General features: G+C 44.1%; 9 protein-coding genes. 1 reads left to right on the forward strand and 8 read right to left on the reverse strand.

Going from position 1 to position 13,503, the window contains the following annotated elements:
- Positions 1–326: 326 nt before the first annotated feature.
- Complete coding sequence (locus tag H9659_RS02870; RefSeq protein ID WP_318240676.1) at positions 327–1,523, forward strand: MFS transporter; 1,197 nt, start codon at positions 327–329, stop codon at positions 1,521–1,523.
- Positions 1,524–1,577: 54 nt separating this feature from the next.
- On the opposite strand, the gene H9659_RS02875 is transcribed toward H9659_RS02870, so the two are convergent.
- The 8 genes from H9659_RS02875 to H9659_RS02910 are packed head-to-tail and all read right to left on the reverse strand — an operon-like array spanning position 1,578 to position 13,441.
- Positions 1,578–4,163 carry a VWA domain-containing protein gene (locus H9659_RS02875; protein WP_191688430.1) on the reverse strand — a complete coding sequence of 862 codons (2,586 nt, stop codon included), beginning with the start codon at positions 4,161–4,163 and terminating at the stop codon, positions 1,578–1,580.
- Positions 4,147–5,892 (reverse strand): vWA domain-containing protein, encoded by a 1,746-nt coding sequence (locus H9659_RS02880; RefSeq protein WP_191688431.1) that lies wholly within the window; start codon positions 5,890–5,892, stop codon positions 4,147–4,149. Before H9659_RS02880 ends, H9659_RS02875 begins: the two co-directional genes overlap by 17 nt.
- A gap of 15 nt (positions 5,893–5,907) precedes the next feature.
- The gene (locus H9659_RS02885) at positions 5,908–6,774 is read right to left on the reverse strand and encodes a DUF58 domain-containing protein (RefSeq protein WP_191688432.1); all 867 of its coding nucleotides are present in this window, start codon (positions 6,772–6,774) and stop codon (positions 5,908–5,910) included.
- On the reverse strand, positions 6,774–7,766 hold the full coding sequence (locus H9659_RS02890; protein WP_191688433.1) for an AAA family ATPase: 993 nt from the start codon (positions 7,764–7,766) through the stop codon (positions 6,774–6,776). Before H9659_RS02890 ends, H9659_RS02885 begins: the two co-directional genes overlap by 1 nt.
- Positions 7,767–7,790: 24 nt before the next feature.
- Positions 7,791–9,254, reverse strand: coding sequence for a hypothetical protein (locus tag H9659_RS02895; protein WP_191688434.1), 1,464 nt, complete (start codon positions 9,252–9,254; stop codon positions 7,791–7,793).
- A gap of 14 nt (positions 9,255–9,268) precedes the next feature.
- Complete coding sequence (locus H9659_RS02900; protein ID WP_191688435.1) at positions 9,269–10,117, reverse strand: ABC transporter permease; 849 nt, start codon at positions 10,115–10,117, stop codon at positions 9,269–9,271.
- A complete protein-coding gene (locus H9659_RS02905; protein ID WP_191688436.1) occupies positions 10,098–11,048 on the reverse strand; it encodes an ABC transporter ATP-binding protein in 951 nt (316 codons plus the stop codon). The genes H9659_RS02900 and H9659_RS02905 overlap by 20 nt, the downstream gene beginning before the upstream one ends.
- Positions 11,045–13,441 (reverse strand): hypothetical protein, encoded by a 2,397-nt coding sequence (locus H9659_RS02910; RefSeq protein WP_191688437.1) that lies wholly within the window; start codon positions 13,439–13,441, stop codon positions 11,045–11,047. Before H9659_RS02910 ends, H9659_RS02905 begins: the two co-directional genes overlap by 4 nt.
- Positions 13,442–13,503: the final 62 nt, after the last annotated feature.

The raw sequence follows: 13,503 nt of genomic DNA on the forward strand, positions 1-13,503 counted from the left end.
AGAAGCGGATCGCCGCTTCTGCTTTTTTATTGGAATGAAGTGATTGGTTGGTGGTCGTGAGACGGTGATGGAACGATTCGAAAGTTTTGCTCCGGTTATGAGCATTTTTCTTTGGTTATGATCACTCATCCCCCGTTATGAGCACCTCCCCAGGGCAAGAAGTGGTTTCATCATCTATGGATAAATCAGTTCACTAATCCCTCATATACGGTGATCAAATGGAAAAATCCCTATTGCTCGAATTGTCGAGGTGTTCGAACACAATAGAGACAAGCTGTATGCTAAAATAAGGCGAAGATACAACTGAATAAGAAGGAGGAACACGCGTGGCCACTAAAACTACATCATTTGCGATTTATATTCTGATGTTCAATATGTTCATCACGATGTCAGGAATCGGACTCATCATCCCTATCATGCCTGACTACTTAGGGACATTCGGCGTTGCCGGTACTGCACTTGGTGCACTCATAGCCGTGTTCTCATTTGCCCAATTTATCTTTTCGCCGGTTTCGGGTTCTCTTTCGGACAAACACGGACGAAAGAATATCATCATTTTCGGACTCATCCTCTATGGTGTTTCTCAGCTCGCCTTCGGTCTTTCCACTGAACTTTGGATGCTCTTTGTAGCTCGATTCTTCTCAGGTTTCGGCTCTGCATTCTTAATTCCCCCGATGATGGCTTTTGTTGCAGACATCACAACATTCGAAGAACGCGGTCGCGGTATGGGTTTACTAGGTGCATCGATGTCTCTCGGATTCATGATCGGGCCTGGAATCGGAGGATTTCTATCTAAATTCGGACTGCAGTTCCCATTCTACTTCGCTGCAGGCGCTGCGTTATTCGCTGCAGTCTTGTCGATTTATATTTTACCGAATCCGACACCTAGTCCAGCTGCTGCAAACGGAGCGCGACGAACTGAAAATTTGTTTCAACAAATTGCGCGCTCAACTAAGACTTCCTACTTCGTCGTCTTACTGGTCATGTTTGTCTTCTCGTTTGGTCTAGCAAACTTCCAATCGACCATCTCTCTGTATGTAGGTATTAAATACGATTACACCCCACTCATGATTGCAGTTATCATAACAGTAGGTGGATTCGTAGGCGTCATCATCCAGACGTTTGTCATCAACCGATTGTTCAAGCGTTTCGGTGAAATGCGTGTCATTCTCATTAACTTAGTCATTGCAGCGGTGGCTATGCTCAGTATCACATTTGTCAATATGTTCTGGTCGATCTTGCTAGTTGCAACAATTTTCTCTACGGCTACGGCATTATTGAGACCCGCAGTAAACACGCTGGTTTCAAAACTTGCTGGCAACGAACAAGGATATGCAGCTGGAATGATGAATGCCTACATGAGCTTAGGGAATATGGTTGGACCGGCATTAGCGGGCTTTGTTTTCGACTGGAAAATGACGGCCCCGTACTTTCTCGGAACCGCTATACTACTCTCCTGTTTCTTACTGGCCGCCACATGGGCAAAGAGAAATTCAGATATTTTATCTGCCACACGTTCATGAACGGAAAAAAATCCCAAAGTCGCATAAAATGCGCTTTGGGATTTTACCATTCATCTAACGTTTTCGCTTTTGTTTGAGAAGTTCTGAAACACTCGTCTGACCTGGCGAATCGATAGGTTCAACGGATGATCTCTTTCTTATTACCGGAACAAATCTGCTGAAACGGCGCAATGTGATATCTGCAAAGAACAGGAGTAAAGATCCGAACACCAACAAAGTGGTTATGGATTTTCGCTCTTCTCCCCGATAAGGGAGAGAACGGAATGCCTCTTTAGGCTCTTCCAATACACGTCCACCAGTTTCTTCAGCGATTGCTGCTAACAAGTCCTCATTCGGTTCTTTCGGGCTGTATTCTTCCCCATAAGGAATGGTGACACCTGTTTCAAAGAGCCGGTTTTGGTCATCCGTTACACTGAGATAGACAAGACCTGGCGCGGCTTCGAGGGTAATCTCTGTCTTACCAGGTGCCGTCTGATCTTCGTTGACTTCTATTTCCTCCCCTGTCTCTGTCACTGCTGACACTTCAAGAAATGCGGATTCTCCGCTCGTATCTGTAATCGTGAATTTCCCGCCATCAAGTTGGGTCACTACGTAAGGTGCCGAACTATAAGAAGGTAATATTCTTCTCATTGCCGTATTCCAAAAATCAGGATACTTTTCCCAGGCAGCGAGTTCACCTGACCATTTACCGGAAGAATCCGATGTGAATGCGACAGTACGACCGAGACCATATTTCCATTCAGCAATGATTGGATCCTCTTTAGGGCTAACCGCGGCAACGTCAGCTGTTTGTTTAGCAGTTGTAGCGATATAGGCATTCATCTGCGGGACCCCTTCAGCAAATAACTCATTCCACTCCGCAACTGGTCCCAGTTTCATGTGGAATGGATTGTCCTCTATATATGTCCGTGTCATTGTAATCGTTTCGCGAGATAGGATAGCCGGTACAGTGGATTCATCAGAAACGCCATAATAGCGTCCTCCTCCTGCTTCCGCCATCGCCTCTAATAATGCTTGATCGGCATCTGACCCGATTCCCACTGTGGATAACGTCGTATTGTTATTTTTTGCTTCTTCAATAATATCGAGATATCCACTTGGCATCGATGACTGTCCGTCCGTTAAGAGAATAACATGTTTCCGTTGGAGAGACAGATTTGCCAGATCCTCATATGCTTTAGCCACCGAAGGGAAAATATTCGTCCCTCCTGCGGCAGGGACTGAAAGAATCTTCGCAGTCACATCTTCTTTATCGTCAAGAGGACCTACCGGAACAACTTCCCAAATACTATCATCGAACGCAGTAAATCCGAACGTGTCTTTTTCCCGAAGTAAATCGACTGACCGTGCAGCAGCTTCACGGGCAAGGGATAATTTCGAACCACTCATACTTCCCGATCGGTCCATGACGATGACAAGTCCAAGTGAAGGAAGCTCTTCTTTTCCTTTCACTTCCATTTCGACAGGTAAAAGAGTTTCAATTGGCGTTTTAAAATAGCCGCCAAGCCCGAAACTGTCCGTTCCTCCAGTCATCATGAAACCCGTTCCGAAATTTTTCACTGTCTGTTCAATCATAGCCATTTTTTCTTCTCCAACTAGTGTACCCGGCACATTATCGAAAATGATCGCCTGATAAGGTAAATAGCCTGACAACGTTGAAGGTAAGTCTTGCGCTCGAAGTGTTATCACATTCAACGTGTTCTGATCCAACAACTCCGGTATAACAGATGGATGATCATCCGTTTCCACAACTAATACGGATGGTTGGCCTTGTACAGTCACTGCTGCAAACATTCGGTTATTCTCTAAAAAGTGGTCATTTTCAACAACGAGTTTTGCTTCATACTTCACCAATCCAGTATCGACTGAAGGTAATGGGTATGTGAATTGATTTTTCCCCGGAATCAGGTCGATGTCCTCTTCACCGAGCGGTCGATCATCTTGGTACAAATAGAGGGTCCCTGAGGTACGATCTGATGCATTCACTTCAATCGTCATGAGTTGCTGTTGCCCCGCATAAGCGGTTCGAGGCACGTCTAATCTGGTTAAAGCGGCATCAGGAAACGTTTTACGCTTTAGCTGTGCAACATCGATTTGCACACGATTATTTGTGAATTTCTGTAGGTAGCTGAACACATCCCCACGTGTTTGCAATCCGTCTGACAGTAAAACAATTCGCGTGGCGGCATCGGTAGGACCGGTCGAATTCGCTAAGGCAAAAGCTTTTTCAATATCTGTTTCGCCCACTTCTTCCAGTGCTTCAATTTCCGGCATCAGCACTTTCTCTTTTGTTAGGGAAGCGTCCGTTCTGAAATCACCTGCAAACGAATAAAGACCTACTGCTTGGTCCGCTTTTTTGGCTCCAAGACTCTGTTCTATGAAGGCGTTCATTTCCTCCTCTGTCCCAGTGTTCGAAGCTGAACGATCGGCAAGGAACAAAATCTGTTCTTCATCATTATAAAGCACTAGAAATGGCGACACGAGTGCAGCAACCAAGAATAGAATGGACGCACTTCGAAGTATAAAAAGAAGAGCGGTCCTAGGTGTTTTTCGTCCTACTGTGCGCCATGTGAAAATCAGATAGACCGTAATAGGTACTAAAACGAGTAACCATAAAGGATGTTCAATACGGATATCCACGTCGTCGCTGCACCTCCCATTCTACGAGCAACAGCAGTAAGAGTGGCACAAGAAACGGCCAAATGACTGGAATGATTTGCTCTGTATCCCTATCCGTTGCTGTGAGATTCCCAGTTGAATAAGAATCCCCGATTCTTAAAATTCTCTCAGATGCATCAAGCTGAACAGCGAATAATTTGTCAGTCGTTCCCTCTGTCACTTTATAAATACCAGGTATCGCTGGAGCCTGTAATGTATTCGCTGACTCCGCCGAGTACAAATACGAGCCGGATAACTCATATATATCTGCTGCTTCCGTCATCACGACAGATTTCCGTTGAAGCGGTGTGAATATACCTAGCGTTTCGGCGTCATCTGACAAGGATTTCATGACACTCCATACGAATAGTGGAAATGTTGGTTGTAACGGCCAATCCGTTGCTTCCAAGTCAGCAAGAAATATGATGTCTCCTCTAGGCGATCGTTGGATAAGCGGATCTTTCCCGATTCTCGCGAGTACTTCATAGTCTTCATAAGAAGGATAAACTTCTTCTACATACATATCTTTTGGGGCTGCGATTGAAAACAATGGATCATTTGTTACGGAAACTTCCCCTTTTGCTTCAATCGGCTTAACATCGTTCCGTCCCACCAAGAAAATCGGGCGGTTCCCTTGGTCCAAAAAACTTTCTGAACCAGTTATTCGTAAAATGTCACCTTCTTCGAAATCTTCTCCGCTATCAATCGTGACCTCTTCTATTGCCTGTGCAGCTTTTTTCAATAATTCGTGAAGTTCAGCATCCACTACCACTTTCGCGCGTTCGGTCGCTAGCAGTGCATAACTCGTGTTATCCGCAAGATAGTCATCGTTACCATCCAGTTCAACTAGAAGCGCAGGTGCGTTTGTCTCAATCTTTTTAAACGAAACCAATTCTTCACTGCCCGGTTCGCCATCAAAGGATTTTTCAGCAAGTACGTTCCGAGTGTCCGCTTCTTTTAATCGAATTGTCCCAGGTTGCGCTTTCTCTGTATCATGGTGTAATTTCACAATTGCTGTTACACTGTCTTCGAGTCGGTTGGCCCCGAATCGGACAATGGAATGATTATTCAACTTTTCATCATTTGTATGTACGTGCCAGCTCATGTTCGTTCCATCATAAGACAAGGCTGTCCGTTCCAATGAGTCAGTAAAGATATGAACTTCTGCCCCGTGTTCACTATACATCGATTTCACTAACTCAATAGATGTCTCCATATGGTTTTGCTCGTAACGAACGGTCAAATCTTCTATCACCTGGATCGCTGCATGGGAATCACTGTTTTGTATTGCGAATTCCGGTTCTTTCCCTGTAATCACGACGGAGATGGGGCGTCCTTCTGCCGATTCCAATAACTTTTCCATCTCCGCTTGATTCATCTCAAAGAGGGTGGAATCTTTAGGTGTTGCAAGCATCGTAGCAGAACTATCTACAATGAATACTAGGGGAATGCCTTCAGTTCCGGAGTGCTTGGTGAACGGTTCAAGCATCATCCATACAAATACCAGAAGGGCAAGCAGTTGTAAGTAAAATAGAGCATTGCGTTGCAAATTACGTATGAATGGAGAAACATTCTCTTCCCGGCGATCTTCGTTCCAAAAAAGCGTGGATGAGATCATTTTCGGTTCAAAACGTTTTCTGAATAAATAATAGATGATGACTGTGAGCGGAAATACAAGTGTCCACAAATTCGTCATACCCGCAAACCCCATCCTCACCCCTCCTCTCTAGCGCACCCAGCCCTGTCTACGCATTTGCATCGTAAATACATCTTCAGGTCCTGTCTGAGGTGTCGTCATGAGTACACCAATTCCATATTTCGCTGCACTTTCCATCATAAGCAGCTGATGTTTTTTCTGTTGAAGCTGGTAAGCGGTTTCGACTGATGGCATCATTGTTACTTCTGAAATCCGTTCACTTTCACTATCAATGAATCGGATATCTCCCTGATAGGAAGGGCTAAGCTCTGTTTTCGATCGGATGGCTACTACCCGCACATCCCGATACCTCGTTGAAAGCTGTTTAAACAACTTATCTAGATTCTCATTCGGTTCCAATGCATCTGTCACCACGAATAACAACGTCGTCCCCTTAGGAACCGCATGGATCCCTTCTAATAGGCCGGTTGTTTCGGACGGTTGTTCAAAACGGCTGATATACGTCGTCCAAGATCCTGCCTGCCGAGCACCTTTACGTGTGAATGATTGTTTTTTTCCGCTAAACATTCGACTGATGGATACGGTATCGCCGTTTTTCAATGCGATTTGTCCAAGCCCAATCGCAATTTGTTGTGCAAACTTCCATTTATCTTCAAAGTCCATCGACTTGCTCGTATCCAGTAATATATGGACTCGCATTTCTTGTTCATCCAAAAACTGTTTGATGAAATAGGAATCAGTTCGAGCGTACACATTCCAGTCGATATGACGGATGTCATCGCCAGGATGGTACTCCTTAAAATCCGAGAACTCCAAGGAGGAACCTGTTTTTTTGGACACATGGCTCCCTTTGTGATGACCAAGACGTCCGCCATGCTGCACAAATGAGAGTCTGCCAAGACGGGCCGTTAAGCTCGATGGAAAGAAAGAAGTCATTAACCGACTGCCTCCCTCCGCATGCTCGCAAGAACCTGATCAAGGAACATCTCATTTGTAATGCCTTCAGCTTCCGCTTCATAGTTCAACTGAATACGGTGGAGCAAAGCGGGTTTCGCAACCGCACGGATATCACCGATGGATACGTGAACACGACCAGAAAGGAAGGCTCTCGCTTTTGCAAGACGAATCATCGCCTGTAAGCCGCGGGGTCCGCTTCCGAACTGGATGTATTGAGACCAGTCATCCGCCCCCTCAGCTCCAGCATGTGTCATGGAGATGAGCTGTATCGCATAGTCGATCATTTCTTCGGCAATGACAATCTCACGAACCAGTTGCTGCGCTTGAAGCAGTTCCTCCCTGCTAATCACTTTCTGTATCGAAATGATAGCAGTTCCCGTCGTCCGTTTAACAATTTCTTTCAGTTCACTTGGAGATGGATGTTGTAAATTGATTTTGCATAGAAAGCGATCTAGCTGTGCTTCAGGTAAAGGATATGTACCTTCCATGTCAATCGGGTTTTGTGTTGCGAGTACAAAAAACGGCTTTTCCATTGGATACGTCTGTCCCAAAACAGTTACAGTCTTCTCTCCCATCGCTTCAAGCAATGCACTTTGGGTTTTCGGAGTAGCACGGTTGATTTCATCCGCCAGTACGAGCTGGCTGAATAAAGGTCCTTCGTTGAAAGTGAATCTTTGACGCCCTTCTGCGTCCCGTTCCAGTAAGGTCGTACCTGTAATATCCGAAGGCATCAGGTCGGGTGTGAATTGGATACGTTTAAAAGAAAGGTCCAGTGCTTCACTAATCGTACGGATCAACATAGTTTTCCCAAGTCCCGGTGCTCCTTCAAGGAGGGCATGCCCATCCGCAAGAATAGAAAGAAGCGTATATTCAATCGCCTGCTCCTGTCCCACGATGAATTTTTCGATTTCAGTTCGCACTTCACTCAGTTTCTGACTCATTTCTTCAAATGGTTGCAGCAGTTCACTCATAGTAAGTTCTCCTTTCAACTTGAATTATTCGATGGATGAAAAGTAATCAGTTAAAATTTTTTCAAGTTCCGGGGATAAAGGCAGCTGTTCTGTACGCTTCAAATAAGCCTCTTTATATTGACCTACAACTTCCTCATAAGGTCGGATCGTCCCGCGTTCATTGGCGGTCTGCTTATCTTTGGAGTCGACTACATTGCCAGCTCCAAGCTTTCCATTGTCCTTATCTACGTCTGCAGTATCACCAAGACGATTATTCGGAATGGACAACAAATTTCTGCCGCCTTGCCCTATACCGCCTGTGCCAGTACTGCCTTGTCCTTGTCCTTGGCCCTGGCCTTGTCCTTGGCCTTGTCCTTGTCCTTGTCCTTGTCCTTGTCCTTGTCCTTGTCCTTGGCCCTGGCCTTGCCCTTGCCCTTGCCCTTGGCCTTGTCCTTGGCCCTGGCCCTGGCCTTGTGCCTGTTTATTCCCCTGTCGTTGGCCTCCAGATGGTTTGGCTGATCCAGAAGAGGGATTGCCTGTAGCTGGATTTTGTCCAGTTGTTGAGTTCTCCATTCCAACAGCAGTAGGAGATGCTCCAGCTTCCTTTCCGGAAACAGCAGACTGACCTGTTGCCAATTGGGGAATCGATGGAGCTTTTCCAATGCCCGCTAACTCCTTATAGGCTTGGTCCGCCTGTTCTGCAAGAGGACTTGCGAGCTTCTCCAACTCTTCTAGCTGACGCTTTTCTTCAGAAGATAATCCTGATTTAGCGGAACCACTCTTTTGACTACTTTTCTTCTCAAGCAATTGCATTTGTTGCAATTTCAACTCTTTTTGAGTCTTCACGAATTCCTTCAATGCTTTTTCGGATCCTTCTGCTTTTTTCAAATCCACTGTGAGTTGTTCCAATTTCTTTTTGACAGTAGGTGATTTTGAACGCGTCAACTGTTTCTTTGTTTCTTTCACAAGACTTTTCACGATTTCTTTTTCTTTCACGATTGTTTGTGCTTCTTGTTGTGCAGGAGAAGGTATTAAAAATAGGACACTCACTACCATAACTCCCAAAACTCCAGCAGCGATTACCTTCCACTCAACCGGTGTCTTTTTGCGCGATGAAAACAGACTTTCTGCAGCTGGAATTCGAACGCCGACACGTTCCAGTAAAATCCCGCCAAATGGTGAGGCTTGGATCTCTTTGTCTAAAACGGTCAGGAGTAAGTTATCAGGGATGTACCGGTCCAATGTACGGACTGCTTCGGCACGCTTCACACGTTTTTTCAAAAACAATCCAGAGACAACGAGCAGTACAAGTAGAGCGGCACTCCATGCATACACCCCGTAATAAGGAAGGACAAACAATCTGGACATCGCCAAGACTAGAGCTGCTGCACCAATAGCGATTGCAGTACCACGAACAGCGTAAACAATTGCTTGTTCAAATAGTAGACTTCTTCTCACTTTGTGAATTGTCCTCTTGATCATCTTCAAATATCCAGACTGTGACGTCATAGTTGCCCGCCTCCTTATTTATGTTTTTTTATATTCACTCGTAATCGTTTTGTAGCGATCCAGATGGACACTATGGTTACCATTCCATAAAAGAGTAAGTATCCTATCCACAGTGGGAATGTCACTTGTGTCATTTCTTGAATTCCCATCCCAATCTCCGCTCCAAGTAATGATGCAAAGAAAATTTCAGGGTTAATGGATGCCAGGAAATGGCCAATGTAGGATTTGGGCGGTGTTATACCCATAGTTCCAAACTGGTTCACCTGAATGATGATCAAAAACAAGAATGGAATGACAGCTGTGAAAAACAGCATGCTGCCATACGTGGCAATCATCGATACCGTGGTTCTGCGGAACAATGTTGAAAATAATACTCCGAGACTCCCTATCGCTAATAGCGTGACAATCAGGAAAAGTAAGGATTTCAGAAACAATACGGGAGAGATTCCACCAAACAGAAACACCATGCTATATACCGGTAATCCTGCAATGATAAGAAGCACTAAAAATAATACGGATGACAACAGTTTTCCCGTAACGATTTGAAACGAACTTTGAGAGGTCGTCAACAGCATCGGCAGTGTTTGCCGTTCACGCTCTCCACTTATTGTTCCAGCAGTCAGTCCAGGAGTAATGAAGAGGACTAATCCCAATTGGATAAACGTTAAGAAACTAAACAATATGACACTTTCAGAAGGCTTGAAATAGATAGTCCCAGCCAAACTGGTCGTTATATAGATAAAGCCGAAAACAAAAATACACATGGCAAGCAAATAGAGCAATACTCCAGTAAAACTTTTGGAGCTTCGGAACCGGAGCTTCACTTCTTTAGCAAGCACAGGATTATTGAGTCTGCTTTTCATCAAGCTCCACTCCCTTCGTTATCTCCATGAATACATCTTCCAGATCTACAGAGTTCTCCACAAACGACACAATTTGAATACCTGACAACACAGCTTCTCTCAACAATTGGTATTGCTGAACGTCATCTCCTTTAAACGTAAATGACAGTACGCCTTCATTGAGTTCATGAGAGATTGCGGAGACAAATGGACTTTCTTCAAAAAACGCGATAGCTGCATCACTATTTCCAGCAATTCTTGCAGAAATCACTTTATCTCCTAGCAGTTGTGCCTGGATTTCCGAAACGGAACCATGAGCAATCAGCTTACCATTATCAATCACTCCAATCTCATCACACATTTCCGCGAGCTCCGGTAAAATGTGTGATGAAATCAGAATTGTTTTTCCTAGGTTTTTCAGTGAGCGTAAAATGTCTCGCATTTCTACACGTGCTCGAGGGTCCAGCCCCGAAGCAGGTTCGTCTAGTATTAAAACTTTTGGGTCATGGATCAGACTTCTCGCAAGACATAACCGCTGCTTCATGCCCCGGGAAAGAGAATCTACATATGCATCTCGTTTGTCCGTTAAGTTGACCAGTTCCAAAAGTTCCGTAATGAGCTGATTTCTTTTATCCGCTGGAATCCCATAGCTGGCCCCGTAGAAATCTAAATACTCATGTGCTTTCAACTGATCATAAATCCCGAAAAAGTCAGGCATGTAACCAATGAGTTTTCTAATTTCTTCAGGTTTCTTGGTAATGTCTACCCCATTGATGATGACCGTGCCCGAAGTAGGCTGTAAGAGAGTGGCTAATATGAGAAAAGTAGTGGATTTCCCTGCGCCATTCGCTCCTACAAATCCAAAAACAGTACCTTCGTCAAGGGACAAAGTCAACTGGTCCAGAGCTTTAAATTGACCATACTTTTTTGTCAGATTGGAGATCTCTATCATTTTGCAACCTCCCCTGTTAAACGGAGTTCTGGCGGATGGACAGATTCTCCCATTTGTGAATCCGTGAAGTTCAGCTTGATCGTTACTTTTCCGTCCTTCGATACATAATCCCCGGCTGGTTCAACAGTAGGTGACGATTTTCCTTCCAACAGTTCATAACTGCCTGTTTTCACATTAAGAAGACTTACGTCATACTTGTTGAAATCCGCCCCGAATAATTGTAGCTTCGTCCAACTGTTAACTTCCTTCGTAAAGTCTTTTGGCATTTGCCATACCTGGCTGTATTCCTTTTCCGAGAATAAATATTCTTTATTCACTGCATCTAACTCTTCGGCGGGATATCCTGAAGAGGAGAGAAGTTGCATCTCCATCAAATCACCATCAACAGTTACTTTTCCATTTAGCTTCGCTTCAATTTCTATCGGCTGAAGCAACATGGAAATGGGTGAGTTTTTAGCTTTTCTATCATTCAATGAAAGTTCCATAATTTGAGTATCTGTCGTCGCTGACAAAGTTGGTTTCAACGAATCATTCATATGAATTGAGGAAAAGTTCAATAGTCCCTCTTTTCTCATTTTGACGAGATCTTCCTGATTTTTCGCCACTGGATTCATATATCCATATTGAGATGAACTACGTGCACCTAGAGCAGTTGCTTTCACCTCTTTTTCAACAGTCATAGTTTCTCCAGCACGTATCGACCCCAGTTCAATCGTTTTACTTCCTGACAAAACAGAGACATCCTTCACTGAAAATGGAAAGTTATTCGTAATGGTTCCAGTCAGTCGATTATCTTCAAGCTTCAAGTCCGTGTCAAAACTGCCGATTGCCTCAAGTTCTGTTTGACCATAAATAGATGCTACATTCCAAAACCCGAGATTCTTGAATGATAAAACTTCTTCAGTTGCTCCTTTTTCTAAAATAGCACTCTCATGAGCTGGAATCGCTCCTCCAAAAATCGAGTTCATCGTTGAATTTGTATTGACTGTACTCGGTTTTTGTATTGAAAAAGTGAATTCACCTGATTTGTCGGTTAATAGGGATTCAGCGTAATAACCAGTTAGCGATTTGTCAGGTTCAACGAGATAGACAGCGGAATGCTGGAGCTGGGATATCCCCAAGCGATCCTTTCCTCCATAAGCAAAAATTGCAAAAGAGACGACAATTGCAATCATAGGAATGACCCACCATGCATGTTCCCTCTTATCTTTTTTGCGTAAAAGGAAATAAAGAAACGGGATGACTAAAATAATATAAGCAATAATTATGCCGAACAACAGCGGTGTAGATACTCTAAAGGAAGGAAAAAGTTCATTTGTTTCGCCAACAGTAAACCTCAAATCATCTGTTGGAGGCGTGTAATACATTTGAGAAGAACGCTGTTTCAATTGTTGACTACTCTTGTTCAACAAATCTGTCCAAAATGTTTTAACGCCAGTGGAACCCCTAAAGGATTCGCTCCCCATTGAAAAAGCAGTCTGGAGAACCATACCGGAGCCTACAAGTCGAGAGGCCGCTAAAACAGTGTCATCATGCTGCAATAGAATATTTCCTTCCGGTGACTTTTCAGCTCGGAATCCTGGAACAGGATCTTTGAATTTTTCATTGAAAACTGACGGAGCAAGCTCTTTGCTTTCTTTAATATCAAGAGGAAGCAGTGAACGGAAAATACCTGCTTCTGCCGCTACATTCTGGGATCCACCAATTAGTAGAGTTCCTCCCGTTTTGACCCATTCCAGCATGGCTTCCTGCTGTTTCTTAGAAAGATCTGCAATGGAAAAACCATCGACAGCTATGATATCTACTGCATCCCATCCCTTTTCTTCTACAGGTAATGGAGGCTGGTCTTGTTTTGTTAAATTCAGAAGTTGCGTACCTTCTTTTCCTTTTAAATACAGATCTTTCAGCGAAGACAACCGATCGATATTATCTGATAACGCTGCAATGAAAAGGGCTTGCTCTGGAAAAATGGAAGATGAAATGAGCTGTGTTCCGGAATGCGTAATTTCTTCTCCTGATCTCCATCCATTTTCGTAGAAAAATATGTTTTTCTTTACTGGATTTCCATACATCATCGGATCTTGAATCGAGTCGACAATCATGGTGACCGTCTGTTTCTCTCCTTCTCCGATTGCCACCTCAGTAGATTGACCCACACCTCCCTCTTGACTGGATGTAGTATTCACAATCAGATCACCTGCAAAGGCAGTTCCTTTGTTTTCAATCGTGAAAACGACGGGTGCACCTTTACCATCCTTTGTTTTTTGGTCTAAACCCGTTTTAACGGAGACATGCAAGTCAGGTGCAGCAAACGTAGTTGTCATCGGCCACAGAAACGTGATTCCGACTAGCACTACGAACATTGCAAATGGCTTCCATAAAGTCTTTTTCAAATAGCCCGCCTCACTTTCTGAATTGTTTTTCCAATCATATCGATAATTAGTACGTTCTAGTT

This window comes from Sporosarcina gallistercoris (assembly GCF_014836415.1).
GTDB lineage: Bacteria > Bacillota > Bacilli > Bacillales_A > Planococcaceae > Sporosarcina > Sporosarcina gallistercoris.